Source organism: Paenibacillus sp. S-38, from assembly GCF_049942825.1.
Lineage (GTDB): Bacteria > Bacillota > Bacilli > Paenibacillales > NBRC-103111 > Paenibacillus_G.
Genome location: NZ_CP187970.1, coordinates 5,632,565 through 5,651,253 on the forward strand (window position 1 = coordinate 5,632,565; position 18,689 = coordinate 5,651,253).

The following is an 18,689-nucleotide window of genomic DNA, read 5'->3' on the forward strand; positions in this document are numbered from 1 at the left end:
ACACTCGCGGTACCACTCTTGTTGTTAACGGCGCTTGGAACGCGCCTTAACCGCTCGAACCGGATAACGGCTTCTGCCGGATCCGCCTACACCGGGAATCTTCCCTGCTCGGCAGACCGTCTCCGGGATCCGTTTCACCTGCCGCTCCCGTACCGGCTCCCACCCTCCCGGCTCGCTTGAACGTTTCATCGGCGGTTACTTTTCCCATCACAGACGATTGCTTATGAATTTTAAACAGTATATCCCAAGGGGTCATGGGTATTCAAGTCCTAATTTTCAAGGGTACAGCCCGGCCCGGAATCACGAAAGTGTTCCCTCCTGGCTAATGTGTCCCGCTGACATCCATATCATCAATCGTCCGGGTCACCTTCTTGTAGGTCGAGGAAGCGATCTTCTCCTGCAGTTTCGTATAGAACAGCTCCTCATCGATCGGCAGGTCGACCCAGTTGTCCGTCCATGCGGACAGGTACATCGCATTGGACAGCGTCAGGCCCAGAATGCCTTCTTCGCCGGGTGCCAAAAGCGGCGTGCCGCGGAGGATATGATCCGTGAAATTCTGCGTGATGCCCTTATGCTGCGTCCCTTCCGACGATTCCACCGGCACCTCCCACCTCCAGCACTCCGGCTGGCCGAAGCCGCCGCGAAAGTCGCGGTTGAACTCTGGCTCCGGCACCCGCAGCCGCCAGAAGGTCAGCTTGCCGTCTTCGATGACGATCTTGCCGCGGTCTCCGGTCACCTCATATCGGTTCGTGCCCGGCGCTTCCCCTGTCGTGGTGACAAACAGCCCCGTCGCCCCATTCTCATATTCGACGTAAGCGGTGACATCATCCTCCACTTCGATGCTGCGGTACTTGCCGAAATGGCAGAACGCCCGTACGCGCTTCGGCATCATATCCACCGTCCACTGCCAGAGGTCGAGCTGGTGGGGATCCTGGTTGAGCAGGACGCCACCGCCTTCCCCGCCCCAGGTGGCACGCCAGCCGCCAGAATCATAATAGCTCTGGGAGCGGTACCAGGTCGTGATAATCCAGTTCGTGCGCCGGATCTCGCCCAGCTCCCCCGAAGTGACGAGATCACGGAGCTTCCGGTACAGGGGATTCGTCCGCTGGTTATACATGATGCCGAAGGCTTTGCCTGACCGTGCCGCGGCTTCGTTCATCTCCCGGACCTGCTTCGTATACACGCCTGCCGGCTTCTCTACGAGCACATGGTATCCATCGCCGAATGCGCGTGAAGCGATAGGCGGATGATCATAATGCGGCGTGCAGATCAGCACCGCATCGAAGCTCTTCGACGCGAAGAATTCATCCAGCCCGGAGAACAGCTTCACCCGGTCTCCGTACTGCTCCTTCGCCCAAGCCAGACGGTACGGGTCGATATCCGCCACCGCCGTCAGCTCCGCCCCATGGACTTCTCCCTGAAGCAAATAGCCTGCATGGCCTCTGCCCATATTGCCGATGCCCACAATTCCGATGCGTACCGATTCCATGCGCTTCGCCCGCCTCCCCTGCTTTTATGCACCTGACGGCCCGGGCTAATATCCCTCCGTCCGACGTTCTTCTCTTATTATACCCTGTGGGTTAGCCGCGGCAAGGAAAAGTTCCATCTTTTTACAAAAAACAATACCCTCCCGAAAGGCTCGGAAGGGCGTCATCATCACAATTATGCACATTAAAAAAATTAGGAGTGCGTTTTCTCCGAAATTTGGCTGAGCGCCTGTCCGGCCTCATCCTCGAATTTGTCACGGACAGCCAGGTCACCGATCGATACGATTCCGATAAGCTCGCCGTTCTCTACGACCGGCAGACGGCGGATCTGTTCTTTGGCCATCACTTTGGCCGCCTCATCCACCGTGGTCTCCGGTCCTACGGAAACGACGCGCCCGCTCATCACTTCCGAGATGGCTGTGGAGCCGGAATGCTTCTCGGCATAGCCCCGGACGACCAGGTCGCGGTCGGTCAGCACGCCGATCAGCTTACGCCCGTCGACTACAGGAATGAAGCCTGTATCTTCCTGCTTCATCTTGACTGCCGCCTCGAAGATATTGTCCTTCAGGGTCACTACCGCACAATCGGTGGTCATGATTTCACGAAGCGTTTTGCTCATGGCTGTATTCCCTCCCAAAAGAAGATGGCAGCCTGCGGCTGCACAGAGTAATGGGGTTGCATCGTCCCCCGAGCTTCTGCAGGAATAGCTTCTCCCCCGCATACTCTCCCCATGCGCCTCCCGGCTGCTACATAACGGGAAAGGCTACTCGCCGCGGTGTTCTTTCATATAATCCTCCGTTACCGCCAAAAACAGCTTGGCCGCATTCACCATCGCCTGCTCGTCGATATCGAACCGCGGGTGATGATGCGGATGGACAATGCCCCGCTCCTTATTACCCGCGCCCACGAACATGAAACAGCCGGGAATCTGCTCCAGATAGTAGGCAAAATCCTCACCCGCCATAATCAGCGGGGAAAGACGCGCCTGCTCGCTGCCGAACACACCGGCCGCCGCCCGTTCGAACCGGCTGGCTTCACCGGCATCGTTCACCACCGGAGGATAGCCGAGCCGGTAATCGATCTTCGCCTCCGCCCCGTACATGGCGCAGGTCTGGCGGACCAGCTGCTCGAAGCGCTCCTTCACCTCAAGGCGGATCCGGCTGTCGAAGGTTCTTACCGTGCCCTTGAGCACGGCCGATTCGGCGATGACATTGAAGGAGGTTCCGCTGTGGAACGAACCAACGCTGACCACACAGGGCTGGGTCGGGTCCGTGCTGCGGGAGACGATCGACTGCAGGTTCACGACCAGCTGGGAAGCGACATAGACGCTGTCCACCGTCTCGTGGGGCAGCCCGCCGTGCCCGCCGCGGCCGGCGACGGTAAGGGTGAACTCATCCGCCGCGGCCATGAACGGCCCGGGTCTGGAAGAGACGGCGCCCACCTCCAGCGGCGTCCACAAGTGAATGCCGTACACGACATCCACTCCCGCCAGCGCTCCGGCTTCTATCATCCCGAGCGCCCCGCCCGGCGTAGTCTCCTCCGCCGGCTGGAACAAGAATACGACCCGGCCTCCCACCTGGTTCCGGTGCCGGCTCATCGTCCGGGCCACTGTGAGCAGGGTCGCCGTATGGGCATCGTGCCCGCACGCGTGCATCACGCCCGGCACCTGCGAAGCATATTCCGCCGTCTTCTCGTCCTGGATCGGCAGCGCGTCCATATCGGCCCGGAGTGCAACGGTCGGTCCATCCGGGGCTCCCTGCAGAATGCCGATCACTCCATGCCCCCCACCGACATTCTCCCTCACTTCCAATCCCCAGCTCCGCAGCTTTTCCGCCACGAATGCGGCCGTGGCCGATTCCTGGTACGAGAGCTCGGGATTGCGGTGCAGATGGCGCCGCCATTCGATCATCTCCGGCACTGCCGACAAAAGTGTTTGTTCCATTGATTGCATGGCTATGGCCCTCCGCTCCAACGCTTCCGTGTAGGATACTTTGCTGATTAAAGTTATTTTAACAAATCCTCATCCGCGTTTCACCCTGCCCGGACACAGGAATTTCAAACTTTGCCAGAGGGCCGGGTTCGGCCCGTCTGCATTAGGCTTGCACTGCGAAGGGAAACATACTATCATGAATAAAGGGTTTTGGGAAGCTATGGAATGCTGTGTATACATATATTAGGAGGGTTTACCTGTGATCATTGAAAACAGCGGATTAAAAGGACTGAAGAGCGATCTGGCTCACCTCGACCAATCCATGGAGCAGCTGGGCTTCGTACGGTGGCAGTGGGAATACTACCGCGCGACTTATGACCTTCAGCTCAAAGATAGAGATTCCCAGAATGACTACTTCCTCCGCATCAACACGCGCGTGGAAACCGGCAAGCTCGAATCCCCGCACGCCATTCTGTACATTGAAGACGTGTACATCGGACAAGGCACGTTCCCGCACGGCGTGAACTACCAGGCCAAAATTCCGGATTATATCATGAAAGATGCGACGAGCAAGCTGGCCCAGCTGAAGACGAAGCTGACTTCGTAACCGGGGACCGCTTATGACCCCACAGCGACGAGGAACGCCCGACTTTTTCCTGCTGTTCTTGACGTTCTCCTTGGTCTGCTTCGGTCTGGCTTTTGTATTCAGCGCAGGCATGGCCTTCCGTAAGGACGACCCCTGGTATCTCGTCATCCGCCAGGGTCTGGCCGTCGGTCTCGGAACGGCCGCCATGTTCTTCTGCATGAATGTCGACTACCGCAAGTTCAAGAAGTGGCTGCTGCCCTTCTTCGTGGTCGTCGTCATTCTCCTCCTCTTGGTCCCCCTGATCGGGGCGGGTGCCGAGAAAGGGGCGCGGAGCTGGATCCGGATTGCGGGCGGGTTTACCCTTCAGCCTACGGAATTCGCCAAGCTGGCCGTGATCATCTATCTGGCATCCATCATCACCAAGAAGGGTGAGAAGTTCCAGGAATTCAAGCGGGGACTCGTTCCTCCTCTGCTTGTCATCGGCTTCATCTGCATGCTGATTATGATGCAGCCGGACTTTGGGTCCACCATGATCATTCTCTTCGCCTCCGCCCTGATGATTATCGTCGGGGGGGCGAACATGAGGCACATCCTGTACCTCGGCGGAGCTGGACTGCTGTTCGGGGCCATGGTGGTTTCCTTTTATGTGCTCACGGCAGACCCGGGGAACTACAAGCTCGGGCGGCTTACCGCCTATCTTAATCCTTTCTCAGACAAGCAGGGCGCCGGCTATCATCTGGTGCATTCCCTTTACGCCTTCGGCCACGGCGGGTGGACTGGAGCCGGCTTCGGCCAGAGCATCCAGAAGCTTCATTACCTGCCCGAAGCGCATAACGACTTTATCTTCGCCATTATCGGCGAGGAACTCGGCTTCATCGGGGCTACGCTTTTCCTGCTGGTCTACCTCGCTTTTCTGCTGCGCGGTCTGGTCGTGGCCCTGCGCTGCCAGGATCCCTTTGGCACACTGGTCGGCGTAGGCATCGTCTGCATGATGGGCGTCCAGGCGTTTATCAATCTTGGCGGCGTAACGAATACCATTCCGATGACCGGGGTGACCCTGCCGCTGATCAGCTACGGGGGCACTTCCATGCTCACTACATTGATCGGCATCGGCATGCTGCTCAGTATCTCGCGGGAGTACAACAAGCCGGACCAGGAAGTACGCAAATCCACGAGTGTCACCCACCGCAGTGCCGCGGGGTATTTCACCCGGGGCAGCTGATCGCCGCAGGAGCGGTACAAGCTTTTCGCCCTGCAAAAAAAGAGAGCCCGTCCGGCTCTCTTTTTTATGTATATGCATCTCTGCTGCTTACTTCACCCGGTGCAGCGGGTCCTCCGCCGCAGCCGGCGCTTCCTCGTCACGGAAGGCCACACCTTCCACCTTCACGTTCACTTCCACCACCGACAGGCCCGTCATGTTCTCTACCGCTTCCCGAACGTTCTCCTGAAGGTCCCGGCATACCTCTTGAATCTTGCTGCCGTACGATACGATCACCCGCAGATCAATCGCCGCTTCGACCTGGCCGACTTCCACCGACACGCCGCGCTGCGCGTTCTTGCCGCTCAGGCGTTTGGCCAGTCCCTCCGAGATCCCGCCCGACATGGCGGCAATCCCCGGCGTCTCCAGTGCCGCCAATCCTGCAATGGTCGCCACGACATCATCCGAAATGCGGATCAGGCCCGATTGTAATTCTTCGCTCAAGAGGATCACTCCTTCAAGGTTATAGCTCTATTGTAATAAGATGAGTTGCTGAAAGCAAATGTCGCTGCAGCCGGACCGAAGCGGATAACCGCAGCCTGTGAGGCTTGCCTTCACGAGACGGCACCCTGTTTGCGGTCGATGCCGGGGACCGGTTCCAAGCAAGGCAGAGCATGGATTATCAGACGAAGGAATGAGGCCCACTTCCCTGGGAACAGGACCCTCGGACAGCGGGTCAAAATAGATTGACACCTACGGATATATCTAGTAATATCCGTTATCGGGTCTTGCAGGTCCTGAGGTATATGCGGGCATCCTGGGAACGCTTCTTCCGCAGCGATGCTTTTAAATCTTGGTTTTGGGGTAAAATTGAATGTATTCCATTCCAAGCCACCAACCTACCCAATGCCAAACGACATCACGAGTCAGCGGCTCTGCAAACGGCATTTTCATAGGCCTGAAGATTCTTTCAGGGAACATGTATAGATCCATAGGGGGGAAAACGATGAAACGGTACGGTTTTACCATCGGTCTGATCTTGAGCTTCCTGCTCAGCGCTGCGGCCCATTACATAGGCGAGCCTGTCTTCAACCCGACCGTGCAGTTCTTTATCTCCGCCATCGCCGTGATCTTTGTGGCGGGCTTCCTCGGCAAAGCTACGGAAAGCGTCGCCCATTACGCCGGCGAACGCCTTGGCGGCTTCCTTAACGCCACCTTCGGGAACGCTGCGGAACTCATTATCGCCATCTTCCTGGTCAAGAACGGCGCATTCGAGGTCGTGAAGGCGAGCATCACCGGCTCGATCATCGGCAACATGCTCCTCGTCCTCGGCCTCAGCGTTCTGCTGGGCGGGCTCAAGTTCAAGGAGCAGACCTTCAACGTCAAGCTGGCGGGACACAACGCATCCCTGATGCTGCTGGCCGTCATCGCCCTGTTTGTTCCCGCCTCTTTCACGAAGAGCCTGACCACGCTTGAGAACCAAGAGCTGAGTGTCGTCGTATCGGGTATTCTCATCGTCGCTTACCTGCTCTGGCTCTACTTCTCCATGGTTACCCACAAGAACGAGCTTGCCGATGAAGTCGTCGAGCATGGGGAGCCTGCCTGGTCCAAAGGCATGTCGGTGGTCTTCCTGATCCTCGCCACCGTGATGGTAGCCTTCGAGAGCGAGTGGCTCGTGAGCACACTGGAACAGTTCAGCCATCAATTCGGTCTCTCCGAGCTGTTCGTCGGTGCCTTCCTGATCGCCATCGTGGGCAATGCGGCGGAGCACAGCGCCGCGGTCATCATGGCCCGCAAGAACAAGATGGGCGCCGCCATCGAGATCGCCATCGGCAGCTCCCTGCAGATTGCTCTGTTCGTGGCTCCGCTGCTTGTGCTGCTGTCGCTGTTCTTCGGCAATCCGATGGACCTCGTGTTCAGCACTTACGAGCTGGTGGCCATCGGGGTAGCCGCCTTCATTGCCTCCTCGATCTCCCGGGACGGTAATACGAACTGGTACGAAGGGGTCCTGCTCCTTGTCGTGTACCTCATCATCGGTATAGCCTTCTTCCTCGTCTAAGGGGCTGAGGCGCCAAAGAGAAACAAAAAAGAGTAACCCGAAAGGGTTACTCTTTATTTTGGCTCATGGCCTCATACAGCGCTGCCAAATTGCGCTCCAGCTTCACCAGAATCTGCTTGCCGGCGGCTTCTTGGACGAGTTCTGCCCGGATGGCAAAATCGATCTCCCTTGACAGGCCGTAAATCTGCGTATCCAATACCTCTTCATACAGAGGACATTTGCGCGTAGTTAAGTTTTCCATCTGCACTTCGATCAGCTTCTCGATCTTGTCCGCATCTTCCTGAAGCAGCTGCAGCGCTTTCTGCGACAAGCTGAGCAGCACATCTGACGACATGATGCTTCCCCCCTGTATACTCCTGAAGCGAAACCCGGCAGCACACCGGCCCGAGTTCGCCCTCCGGTTCTCCCGAAATCCGTGAATGGCTGCATTCACGCTCCATATTCTTAATTTTAGTCGAAACCCAGCGAATACACAAGTCGTCCGTATAATAATACGTTTTTGGGAATCCGTCCTGTGAAAAAAGCAAAAAGGCACTTTCACAAAGCGCGAAAGTGCCTTCCTATGTACCCTTTCAAGGGAGCCCAGGCGGTTAGTCCTGAATGCTGTTAATCGTCAGGCCATGCTTCTTGAATACTTCCGCCATGGCTTCCTTGGCTTCTTCCGCATCCGGACCATGCACGTGCAGATCATAATTGCTCGTTGTCAGGAGGGTGGTGAACAAACCGAGGATGCTCTTCACGTCGATGTACTTGTTATCGTACTGAAGAACGATAGACGATCTGAATTTATTAGCGGTTTGTGAGATTTCCACAATTGCTGCATTGTTTGCGTTAGCCATACAAATCCCTCCATGCGTCGGTTGAATAATCGTCAAATAAATCGCTTTCTTCCTTATGATACCTTGGAAAAGGTTAACATGCAAGGGCAAAATTCGCCCTCCCGGCGCGGTGTCCCGGCTATTTCAGATGCTCCGGGTTCAGCCCTTCGAGCTCCGGAATCACGAATCTTCCATCCTTGCGGATCAGCACGTCGTCGAAGTAGATTTCCCCTCCGCCGAACTCCGGGCGCTGGATCAGCACGAGGTCCCAGTGGACCGAGGAGCGGTTACCGTTGTCCGCCTGCTCGTAGGCCTGACCCGGTGTGAAGTGCAGACTGCCGTCGATCTTCTCGTCGAACAGCGTGTCCTTCATCGGATGCAGGATGTGGGGATTGAAGCCCAGCGAGAATTCTCCGATGTACCTGGCCCCCTCGTCCGTATCGAGAATCTGGTTCAACCGCTTCGAATCATTCGCCGTCGCCTCCACGATTCGCCCGCTCTCGAACCGGAACGTGACATTCTCGAAGGTTACGCCCCCGCTGACCGACGGCGTATTGTAGGCGATCGTCCCGTTGACCGAATCCCGTACCGGAGCGGAATACACCTCGCCGTCCGGAATGTTGCGCTTGCCGCAGCACTTGACCGAGCCGATTCCCTTGATCGAGAACGAAATATCCGTCGCCCCCGGCCCCACGATCCGTACCCGGTCCGTCCGGTTCATCAGCGCCTGCAGCGGATCCATTGCCACGGACATTTTGGCATAATCCAGGTTGCATACGTCGAAATAGAAGTTCTCGAATTTCGAGGTGCTCATGCCCGCCAGCTGGGCCATGGAAGCGTTCGGATAGCGCAGCACGACCCAGCGGGTCTTTTTGACACGCTGCTCCAGGTGCACCTGCTTGCTGTAGATTTGGGAGTAGAGCTTCATCTTCTCCTCGGGCACATCGGACATCTCACTCACGTTCTCACCGGCCCGCACCCCGATATAGCAGCTCATGTCTTTCATGCGCAGCAGGTCCATCTGCGTCCAGTGCTCGATCTGCTCCTGCGTCGCCCCCTTGAGTACGGCCGCACGGACCGACGGATCGATAAGCTCCACATAAGGCACGCCTCCACGGGCGTACACTTCCTCCACCAGACATTTGACGAGCTCCCGTTCGGAGCCGATCATATCGATCAGCACCTTCTCCCCCTGCTGAACATCGAGGGAATACCCCACCAGATTACGGGCCAACTGCTCCAGCCGCGGATCGCGCATCTGTCAATCGTCTCCTTTTATCTTTGAATGATGAACCGGAATGTTACTTTGTCCTTCTTTATTTACCGCCGCTCTTGGTCCATCTCATCTTGAGGTAGCCCCCCGCCGCCAGCAGCAGACCGAAGAGAGCAAGCAGAATCAGAAGCCTGCCTTTATGCTTTGTAAAATGCAGGAGATCATGCCCGATCAGCGATTCGAGCAGGATCATCGGCATCTTGCCGATCAGGGTGCCGACAATAAAATCCCTTGACCGCACGCGGGTCACCGCAGCCGCCATATTGATCGCGAAGGAGGGGAGCACCGGTATCACCCGGGACAGCGTGATATACAGCAGTCCGTGCTTCTCCAATTTCTCGTTGAAGCGGTCCGCAAGCGGGTATCTCGCGAGCCGTGCCTGCGCCCATTCCCTGCCGAAGCTGCGGGTGCCGTAGAACGCAAGAACGGCTCCAAGACAGGCGAACACATAATTAACCAGGAACCCCAGCCATAGACCGAACAGGAGCACGTTCGCTCCGGCCACCACGACGAACGGTACGAACGGCACGATCGTTTGAAGCAGAATAAGCAGAGCTCCGCAGGCCTGCCCGAAGAAGCCGAGGGAGCCCAGCGTATCCGTTAGATGCCTAATATCCCACTCGCCCATGCCTCGTCCCCCTCTCTTCCCTTATTGTACCAAAAAAAAACGGGCTTCCAAACTCTGCCCGGGACGCTTCCTCCCATTCCTAGCTTTCGTTCCATTCGCCCCTTCCTTTACTTGACACAGACCCACTCTATCTTATAGAATTAGAAGTCGAGAATGAGCTCTGATCCGCACATAGCGGACTTGCTTATTTATGGTGGAAGTCGGTGTCACCCTCTATAGGTTTTGTTGCTGTCGGGACCGCGGCTGGGTTCTTCCCGACAGATGCGCAAAATCGGGCACAAGCTTCACCCGAATCCTAACTTTACTTATAAAGGAGCCCACCATACAATGTCACGTTACACAGGTCCTAAATTCAAACTCTCCCGCCGCCTCGGTATTTCCCTGAGCGGTACCGGCAAAGAACTCAAGCGTCCGTTCCCTCCAGGCCAGCACGGTCCAGGGCAGCGCAAGAAAATGTCCGGCTACGGCGTACAGCTGCAGGAGAAGCAAAAGCTCCGCCACATGTACGGCTTGAACGAGAAGCAGTTCCGCAACCTGTTCGATAAGGCTGCGAAAATGCAAGGGATCTCCGGTGAGAACTTCATGTTCCTGCTCGAGAGCCGTCTCGACAACCTCGTATACCGTCTGGGTCTCTCCAACTCCCGTGCAGGCGCACGTCAGCTGGTTTCCCACGGTCACGTAACGGTTAACGGCAAGAAAGTTGACATCGCGTCCTACCTGGTTTCCACCGGCGACGTGATCGGTCTTCGCGAGAAGAGCCGCGGCCTGTCCGCAGTGAAAGAAGCTCTCGCAAACCGCAACTACCTGCCTGCTTACCTTGAGTTCAACGAAGCTGCAGTAGAAGGCAAGTACGTTCGTCTTCCTGAGCGTTCCGAGCTCGCACAAGAGATCGACGAAAAGCAAATCGTCGAGTTCTACAGCCGTTAATCTCCGGCTCATCGAAACAAGCTGCCCGCTTCTTGCCGGCAGCTTGTTTTTTTGCTGCCGCAGCACCCCGCATCCCCGCCCCACGACCAAAAACAGCCCGCTCCCCCGGAATAACCGGAGGGAGCGGGCTGTTCATCTTTTCTTCGTAACGGCTCTGTTCCGTATTATTGGAACTTCACCAGGTAGTAATTGCGCTTGCCCCGGCGGATGACGAGGAAACGTCCTTCGAGGCCGTCGGAGGCACGGACGACCTTATCGAGCTCCGTCGTCTTGACTCCGTTGATCGAGACGGCGCCGCTCTCCACATCCTGACGCGCTTGCCGCTTCGACGGGGCCGCCTTCACCTGCACGAGCAGGTCGAGGAGCGTGATCTCCGTACCGGCATCGAGCTCGGTGGACGGCACGTCACTGAATGCCTGCTCGATCTCGCTGCCGGAGAGGGAGCCCACATCCCCGCTGAAGAGGACGGTGGAGATGCGGATCGCGCTCTCGGCCGCCTCGGCACCGTGAACGAGCGTTGTCATCTCCTTGGCAAGCACGCGCTGTGCTTCCCGCTTCTCCGGCGCTTCCTTCACCTGGCGCTCCAGCTCGCCGATTTCATCCGGCGACAGGAACGTGAAGTACTTCAGGAACTTCACGACATCGTTGTCGTCCGTATTGATCCAGAACTGGTAGAACTGGTAAGGCGTCGTCTTCTCTGCGTTGAGCCACACGGCGCCGCCTTCCGTTTTGCCGAACTTCGAGCCGTCGCTCTTCGTCACCAGAGGCACCGTCAAGCCGAAGGCCTGATTGCCGTTCGTCTTCCCGATGAGCTCCAGCCCCGCCGTAATGTTGCCCCATTGGTCGCTGCCGCCGATCTGCAGGGAACAGCCCCGCTTCTCGTTCAGCTGCTGGAAGTCGTACGCCTGCATGATCATGTAGCTGAATTCCGTGAAGGAGATCCCCTTCTCGAGACGGGAATCCACGGAGTCCTTGGCCAGCATGTAATTCACGGTAAAGTTCTTGCCGACATCCCGCAGGAAGCCGATGACATTCAGCTCGGACAGCCAGTCGTAGTTGTTGGCCGTCTGCGCCGGGTTCTTCTCGGCTTCGAAGTCCAGGAACTGCGAGAGCTGGTTTCTCAGCTTCTGCGTCCACTCCTCCACGACTTCCTTCGGGTTCAGCGTCCGCTCGGCCGCCTTGCCGCTCGGGTCGCCGATAAGGCCTGTGCCCCCGCCTACCAGCGCTACAGGGATATGGCCGGCCTGCTGGAAGCGCCGCAGCACGAGCAGCGGCAGAAGGTGCCCGATATGCAGGGAGTCCGCCGTCGGGTCGAAGCCCGCGTAGAGCACAACAGGCTCCTCCGCCAGTTTCTTGGCGAGCCCCTCCCGGTCCGTCACCTGGTTGATCAATCCGCGGAATTCCAAATCACTCAAAATATCCATTGCCATTACGGTATCATCCTCTCTCTTCTTATGAAAATACAAAAAAGCCTTCTCCTCCACAAAGGGACGAGAAGGCTCAGCTCGCGGTACCACCCTAATTAAAGTCCTCTTCCCGGCTCCGCAGGGCTGCCCCTGACAGTCCGGTCCGGCGGACTTTCACTTCATCATGGATAACGGGCGGTCAGCCCGATCGGAAGCTACGCAAGGAACCCGCCCAAAAGACGATCTCCCTCTTCCCTTCCGCTGCTCCGGACGGTAATTCGGACGTAAGGTCAGCTGCCGGCTCGCACCACCCGCCGGCTCTCTGTAAGCTGGGTTCCCTCTCCTACTGAATCCTTCACTGCATTTGGCTTATGGAATTATTAAAACCATTTATACCACAGGCCCAAAAGAGTTGTCAAACCCTGCCGGCATGGCAGGTCAGCCCCCAGTATTCAGCATTCCATAAGGCCCTCATCACCGAAACGTCACCGATGGAGGAACGGAATCCCATGCCGAACCTTGACGCTTTGTGCTATAATTGTTAAGGAATGTTTGGGCCAGGCAGGAGGAAGCCGATTCATGGAACTGGATCAAGAGAAAGTAACCGAGAGGAAACCCAAGGAACCGAAGAAACCCCGCAGTTATAAACGTGTTTTTTTTACCGCAGGAAAAGTAACGCTGAGCAGCGTCAAGTGGCTCTTCATCTTAGGGCTCATCGCCTGCTTCCTGGGAGGAGGCGCGGCCTTCGGCTATGTCACCTCTCTCGTCAAGGACGACCCCGTGCGGAGCAAAGAGGAGATGCTGAAGGAGATGCAGGACGACGCCTTGACCGGCTTCGTGTATTTCCGGGACGATTCGGTCGTCGGCCAGCTTCGGACGGAGGAAGACCGGAGGATGGTCGCCTTGAACGATATCCCCCAGCATGTCCTGGATGCTGTTTTTGCCATTGAGGACAAGAACTTCTATGAGCACAACGGCGTGGACTTCAAAGGGACGGCCCGGGCCGTCGTTCAGAAGCTGCTCAAGGAGGATGTGCAGACGGGCGGCAGTACGATTACGCAGCAGCTGGCCCGCCGGGTCTTCCTCACCCTGAGCCGGGACGACAGCCGCAAAGCGAAGGAGATTCTGCTCGCCATGCGGATGGAGCGCCTGATGTCGAAGGATGAGATCCTGCTCGCCTACCTCAACAAGATTCCGTACGGCAACGGCTCGTCCGGCTACAACCTGTACGGCATCAAGGCGGCCGCCAAGGGCATCTTCAACATCGACGACCTGTCGAAGCTGAATCTGGCTCAGGCCGCCTATCTCGCCGGGCTGCCGCAGCAGCCGAGCAACTACTCCGCCTTCACCTCGAAGGGGGAAGTGGACGGCGCGGCCTTCAAGCGGGCTGTGCAGCGCCAGCAGCTGGTGCTACGCCGGATGCTTGAGGAAGGCAAGATCACCGATGCGCAGTACCAGGAGGCGCTCCAGTTTGATCTGAAGAGCACGCTCGCCGAGAAAGTCAAACGGGCCTACACCGAGTATCCTTACCTGATGATCGAAGTGGAACGCGAGGCCGCCAAGGCACTGCTCAAGGTGGAGAATCCCAAGCTCAATCCGAAGGAGAGCCCGGAAGAGTATGCCGAGGCGCTCAAGAGTATGCAGACCAAGCTCAGCCGGGGCGGCTACCATGTCTACACCACCATCGACAAGGATATCTACAGCTCGATGCGTGCGATCGCCTCGGACGAGAAGAACTTCACTCCGGAGGACAAGGTCAAGGGCATCGAGCAGATTGGCGCAGTGCTTATGGACAGCAGGACCAGCGCCATTCTCGGCATGATCGAGGGCCGCGACTTCTGGAAGGAACAGCTCAACCACGCAACCCAGGCTTACCGGCAGCCGGGCTCCACCATGAAGCCGGTCGCTGCATACATACCTGCCATGGAGGCAGGCAAAATTCAACCGGCCTCCGTCATCGACGATGTGCCGATCATCCTGAAGGACGGCAGCAAAGGCTATCATATCCCCGAGAACTGGGATGACGGATACCACGGTCTGATCACCGTCCGCCGGGCCTTTAACCAGTCCTACAACATCCCGGCCATAAAACTGTTCCTGAACGACGTAGGGATCGAGAAGGCCTGGGCGTTCGCGAACCAGATCGGGGTTACCTCGGTAGGCGAAGACGACTATGTCGCCCAGACCGGCGTGATCGGGGGGCTGCGCAACGGGGTTACCGTCAAGGAGCTCACCAACGCTTATGCCACGATGGGCAACAAGGGCGTGTTCAATGAAGCCTATATGATCCGCAAAATTACGGATTCGAACGGCAAGGTCGTGTTCGAGCACCAGCTGCAATCGAACCCGGCATTCTCGGAGCAGACGGCCTATCTCATCACCGACATGATGCGTACGGTTATCACCTCCGGCACCGCGACCGACCTTATGAAGACCTTTAAGCACTACGGCCAAGTGCCGATTGTCGGCAAAACAGGCTCCACCCAGGACGATGCCGACGCCTGGTTCATGGGTTATACGCCGGACGTTACCCTCGGCGTCTGGGCAGGCTACGATCTGCCTGTCCATAAGCTGAGCAAGAAAACGGGCGGCACCAACCGGGCAAAAAACATCTGGGCTCTGGTCATGGACTCGACGATCGAGAAGCATCCGGAGCTCTTCCCCACAAAGACCTTCGAGCGTCCGGCCGATATTGTGGAGATGACCGTCTCCTCGCTCTCCGGCAAGCTGCCGAGCAATGCCACCAGCCGTGCAGGAAAGCTGACGACGGACCTCTTCAACAAAAAGTATGTGCCGACCGAGGAAGACAATGTGATGGTCCGGCTGCCGGTCATTACGTATAACGGCATCAACTATATCGCGCGGGAGGAGACGCCGTCCGACTTCGTCGAAGAAAAATCCGTCATCAAGCGTCCCGAGCCGCTCGGCAAGCTGTTCCGCGAGCTCCGCAGCATTATCGGCAAGCTGCCGGCGGACCGCAAACGGAGCCTGGACTTCTACAAGCCGAAGGATTACGAGCAGGACGCGCCTTCCGAGACGGATCCGCGCAAGGACGACGGCAATGCGCCGAATGCACCGACCACCGTCGTAGCGACACGCACAGGGGAGTCCAACGTAATCACCTTCGGTGCCAGCGACAGCGGCGACGCGGTCGGCTACCGTCTCTACCGCTCGGTGAACGGCGGCAGCTTCCAGCGTGTCAGCGGCGTGGTCTTTGCCGGAGACGAGACGAAGTTTACCGACACGTCCTCCTCCGGCGGCACCTACGGGTATTACGTCACGACGGTCGATGTTGCCGGCAAAGAGTCTTCGCCAAGCAAGGCGGCCTACACCGACGGCACGAGCATGGATCTGCTCTTCGGCGCCGGTAACGGCGAAACCGCGAAGACGGAGGACGACAAGAAATCCGAGTCCTCCGACGACAAGAAGAGCAGCGAGAAGGAGTCAGGTGATGACAAAGACAGCACCCCGGCACCCAAGAGCGCTCCTTCGATCCCTACCGGGGTTACCGTCAAATCCAGCGGCGGCGGCATCGAGCTGAAGTGGAAGGCCAACGCCGACAAGGAGAAGGTTACGCAGTACAATGTTTACTTCAGCGACAAGGAGAACGGCAAGTACTCCAAGATCGGCACCGTGAAGGGCGGGACGGAATTCAAGTATTATGCCGTCTCGACGGAAGGCTACTATATCGTCTCGGCGACCAATGAGGCTGGGGAGTCGAAGTCTTCGGTGGCCGTCAGGTCGAAGAAATAGCACGAGGCGGTTGTATAAGAGCGAGGGGGCGAGAGACGAGAGTCGAGGGACACTCGCTCGCGAGGCGGTCGTACAGAGGGGGGCTCCTCCGGCAGCTGTTCAACCCCGTGAAGGACTGATTAGATGTTATGGAATCTTCACGGGGTTGAAAGGCTGACGTAAACTCCTCCGGCTCCCCCCTCTTCCCTCCCTGCTGCGAGCTCTCTCGTCAGGCTGGCAAGTGCCATCTCCCCGGCCCTGACTTTGGGGAGGAAATAAAAGTACCGCCGGCGGCTTCGCTCCGCTGGCGGTATTTTTTTGCTGCTGCTTTGCCTTGTGAAGAGCCGGCAGAAAATGCAGGGATAGAGCGTGAAGCCCCGCCAGCATCGGAAGGCGAAAGATCGCTGGGGGGGAGTCCCCTGCTGCGGACACCCCTCCTGGTTCTATGCAGCATGGCAACCCTACACTACCTCCAATGCTGCCGGCTCCCTTTCAGGATCGATGCAGCACCAACAACCACCCACTGCCTATGCTGCTGCGGACTCCCTTTCAGGTTCTATGTAGCAGCAGAACCACTCACTGCTTATGCTGCTACGGACTCCCTTTCAGGTTCTATGCAGCACCAACAACCACCCACTGTCTATGCTGCTGCGGGCTCCCTTTCAGGTTCGATGCAGCACTGCAACCACCCAGTGCCTATGCTGCTGCGGACTCCCTTTCAGGTTCGATGCAGCAGCAGAACCGCAAAGACAATCCCTGCAAAGCAGGCCTATGCCCCGCTTTGCAGGGATAACAAAGAACAGCCAGCGGGAATCATCCGCTGGCGGTTCTTTGTTTACAAGATAAGAACAGGTTACGATTAGGGATTACCTACCGGATAAGTGCAGAGCCATTAATCCTCAATTGTGGAGAGGTCGCCTGTAGGGAGGTTCAGCTCCCAGGCTTTGAGGACTCGGCGCATGATCTTGCCGCTGCGGGTCTTCGGCAGCTTGTCTTTGAACTCGATCTCGCGCGGGGCCGCGTGGGCGGACAGGCCTTCCTTCACGAAGCGGGAGATGTCGGCCTTGAGCTCATCGGACGGCGTGTAGCCTTCGCGCAGGGCGATGAAAGCCTTGATGATCTCGCCGCGCATCGGGTCCGGCTTGCCGATGACGCCTGCTTCGGCTACAGCCGGGTGCTCGACGAGCTTGCTCTCGACCTCGAACGGGCCTACGCGCTCACCGGCGGTATTGATGACGTCGTCGATCCGTCCCTGGAACCAGAAGTACCCGTCTTCGTCCATATAAGCGGAATCGCCGGAGATGTACCAGCCCTGAATCCGGAAGTACTCCTCGTACTTCGCCGGGTTCTTCCAGATCTTGCGCATCATGGACGGCCAAGGCGTCTTGATCGCGAGGTTACCCATGCGGTACGGCGGCAGCACGTTGCCCGCATCGTCGATGATGGCCGCCTCGATGCCCGGCAGCGGCTTGCCCATCGAGCCCGGACGGATCGCCATGCACGGGTAGTTGCAGATGAGCTGGCCGCCGGTCTCCGTCATCCACCACGTATCGTGGATGCGCTGGTTGTAGACCTTGAGCCCCCAGCGGACGACCTCCGGGTTGAGCGGCTCGCCTACGCTGAGCACGTGGCGCAGCGATCCCAGGTTGAACTGCTTCACGGCATCGTCTCCGGCGCCCATCAGCATCCGGAAGGCCGTCGGCGCGCTGTACCATACGGTTACGCCATAGCGCTCAATTGTCCGGTACCAGTCCTGTGGAGAGAAGCGGCCCCCGCGGATGACGTTCGTAGCCCCGTTCAGCCAAGGTGCGAAAATCCCGTACGAGGTTCCGGTAACCCATCCCGGGTCGGCCGTACACCAGTACACGTCGTCTTCCTGCAGATCCAGCACGACACGGCCTGTGTAGTAATGCTGCAGCATCGCATTATGCACATGGAAGACGCCCTTCGGCTTGCCCGTCGAACCCGACGTATAGTGGATGAGCAGTCCATCCTCGCGGTCGACCCATTCCAGCTCCAGCTCCTCGGAAGCATTCTCCATTTCCTTACGGAAATCGACCTGCCCCTCAGCAAGTGTAAGGTCTTCCCCGACCAGAATGACGTGCTTCAAATGCGGCAGTTGATCTACAGGTACACGCGACAGCTGTGACGGCGTCGTTACGATAGCGACCGCCTCGCTGTCCTCCAGCCGGTCGCGCACGGCCGTTTCCATGAACGCCTCGAACAGCGGACCGACCACCGCTCCGACTTTGATGGCCCCAAGCAGTGCAAAGTACAGCTCCGGCGTCCGGGGCATGAAGATGAAGACCCGGTCCCCTTTGCCCACCCCCAGTCCCTTGAGCACGTTGCCGAATCGGTTCGACTGCTGCTTCATCTCGAGATATGTATATTGTTCATCGCGGCGGTCGTCACTGTAGTACAGAGCGACTTTGTCCCGGCGGGACGATTCGGCATGCCGGTCGATCGCCTCGTAGGCCGCGTTCAGCTTTCCGGTCTGCGACCAGGAGAATGTCGCCTCAATGTCTTCCCAGCGGAAGCCCGCGCGTTCCTCTTCATAGTTCTTCATGTTGGATTGTGCCGTTACAGGTGCAATGCTTTCCACATTCGTCTGATCCATGCCGCAGCCCTCCATTACCTCTTCCATT

At 57.8% G+C, this 18,689-nt stretch carries 15 protein-coding genes and 2 other annotated features (1 of these 17 cut by a window edge); of the genes, 5 read left to right on the plus strand and 10 right to left on the minus strand.

What is annotated here, in order from left to right; genetic code table 11:
- Nucleotides 1-220, minus strand: a binding site (T-box leader) (it extends 23 nt beyond the left edge of the window).
- Nucleotides 221-322: 102 nt separating this feature from the next.
- The 3 genes from ACP26L_RS24745 to ACP26L_RS24755 all read right to left on the minus strand — a co-directional run bounded on the left by ACP26L_RS24745 (nucleotide 323) and on the right by ACP26L_RS24755 (nucleotide 3,438).
- A complete protein-coding gene (locus ACP26L_RS24745) occupies nucleotides 323-1,489 on the minus strand; it encodes a Gfo/Idh/MocA family protein (protein ID WP_426447277.1) in 1,167 nt (388 codons plus the stop codon).
- Between the two features lie 191 nt (nucleotides 1,490-1,680).
- On the minus strand, nucleotides 1,681-2,106 hold the full coding sequence (locus ACP26L_RS24750) for a CBS domain-containing protein (RefSeq protein ID WP_426447279.1): 426 nt from the start codon (nucleotides 2,104-2,106) through the stop codon (nucleotides 1,681-1,683).
- A gap of 144 nt (nucleotides 2,107-2,250) precedes the next feature.
- Nucleotides 2,251-3,438: an amidohydrolase gene (locus ACP26L_RS24755; protein ID WP_426447281.1), complete on the minus strand. Its 1,188-nt coding sequence runs from the start codon at nucleotides 3,436-3,438 to the stop codon at nucleotides 2,251-2,253.
- Nucleotides 3,439-3,676: 238 nt separating this feature from the next.
- On the opposite strand from ACP26L_RS24755, the gene ACP26L_RS24760 reads away from it, so the two are divergent.
- Nucleotides 3,677-4,024 (plus strand): YugN family protein, encoded by a 348-nt coding sequence (locus ACP26L_RS24760; RefSeq protein ID WP_426447282.1) that lies wholly within the window; start codon nucleotides 3,677-3,679, stop codon nucleotides 4,022-4,024.
- Nucleotides 4,025-4,037: 13 nt separating this feature from the next.
- A complete protein-coding gene (gene ftsW, locus ACP26L_RS24765) occupies nucleotides 4,038-5,225 on the plus strand; it encodes a putative lipid II flippase FtsW (protein ID WP_426447284.1) in 1,188 nt (395 codons plus the stop codon).
- Between the two features lie 87 nt (nucleotides 5,226-5,312).
- Here ftsW and ACP26L_RS24770 read toward each other — a convergent pair whose 3' ends face one another.
- The gene (locus tag ACP26L_RS24770; protein WP_426447285.1) at nucleotides 5,313-5,705 is read right to left on the minus strand and encodes an Asp23/Gls24 family envelope stress response protein; all 393 of its coding nucleotides are present in this window, start codon (nucleotides 5,703-5,705) and stop codon (nucleotides 5,313-5,315) included.
- Nucleotides 5,706-6,207: 502 nt separating this feature from the next.
- On the opposite strand from ACP26L_RS24770, the gene cax reads away from it, so the two are divergent.
- Nucleotides 6,208-7,260, plus strand: a complete 1,053-nt coding sequence (gene cax, locus ACP26L_RS24775) for a calcium/proton exchanger (RefSeq protein WP_426447287.1) — start codon at nucleotides 6,208-6,210, stop codon at nucleotides 7,258-7,260.
- A gap of 46 nt (nucleotides 7,261-7,306) precedes the next feature.
- On the opposite strand, the gene ACP26L_RS24780 is transcribed toward cax, so the two are convergent.
- The 4 genes from ACP26L_RS24780 to ACP26L_RS24795 form a co-directional block, all read right to left on the minus strand.
- Complete coding sequence (locus tag ACP26L_RS24780; RefSeq protein WP_013917595.1) at nucleotides 7,307-7,594, minus strand: YlaN family protein; 288 nt, start codon at nucleotides 7,592-7,594, stop codon at nucleotides 7,307-7,309.
- Nucleotides 7,595-7,850: 256 nt separating this feature from the next.
- Entirely contained in the window at nucleotides 7,851-8,099 is a 249-nt protein-coding gene (locus ACP26L_RS24785; RefSeq protein ID WP_426447289.1) for an HPr family phosphocarrier protein, read from the minus strand.
- A 118-nt stretch (nucleotides 8,100-8,217) separates the two neighbouring features.
- Nucleotides 8,218-9,336: an aminopeptidase gene (locus ACP26L_RS24790; RefSeq protein WP_426447291.1), complete on the minus strand. Its 1,119-nt coding sequence runs from the start codon at nucleotides 9,334-9,336 to the stop codon at nucleotides 8,218-8,220.
- Between the two features lie 58 nt (nucleotides 9,337-9,394).
- Nucleotides 9,395-9,979 carry a TVP38/TMEM64 family protein gene (locus ACP26L_RS24795; RefSeq protein ID WP_426447293.1) on the minus strand — a complete coding sequence of 195 codons (585 nt, stop codon included), beginning with the start codon at nucleotides 9,977-9,979 and terminating at the stop codon, nucleotides 9,395-9,397.
- Nucleotides 9,980-10,306: 327 nt separating this feature from the next.
- Here ACP26L_RS24795 and rpsD point away from each other — a divergent pair, with 327 nt between their 5' ends.
- On the plus strand, nucleotides 10,307-10,906 hold the full coding sequence (gene rpsD / locus ACP26L_RS24800; protein ID WP_426447295.1) for a 30S ribosomal protein S4: 600 nt from the start codon (nucleotides 10,307-10,309) through the stop codon (nucleotides 10,904-10,906).
- Between the two features lie 164 nt (nucleotides 10,907-11,070).
- On the opposite strand, the gene tyrS is transcribed toward rpsD, so the two are convergent.
- On the minus strand, nucleotides 11,071-12,330 hold the full coding sequence (gene tyrS, locus ACP26L_RS24805; RefSeq protein WP_426455078.1) for a tyrosine--tRNA ligase: 1,260 nt from the start codon (nucleotides 12,328-12,330) through the stop codon (nucleotides 11,071-11,073).
- A gap of 59 nt (nucleotides 12,331-12,389) precedes the next feature.
- Nucleotides 12,390-12,680 (minus strand) — a binding site (T-box leader).
- A 211-nt stretch (nucleotides 12,681-12,891) separates the two neighbouring features.
- On the opposite strand from tyrS, the gene ACP26L_RS24810 reads away from it, so the two are divergent.
- Entirely contained in the window at nucleotides 12,892-16,065 is a 3,174-nt protein-coding gene (locus ACP26L_RS24810; protein WP_426447297.1) for a transglycosylase domain-containing protein, read from the plus strand.
- 871 nt (nucleotides 16,066-16,936) lie between these two features.
- Here ACP26L_RS24810 and acsA read toward each other — a convergent pair.
- On the minus strand, nucleotides 16,937-18,661 hold the full coding sequence (acsA, locus tag ACP26L_RS24815; RefSeq protein ID WP_426447299.1) for an acetate--CoA ligase: 1,725 nt from the start codon (nucleotides 18,659-18,661) through the stop codon (nucleotides 16,937-16,939).
- Between the last annotated feature and the right edge of the window lie 28 nt (nucleotides 18,662-18,689).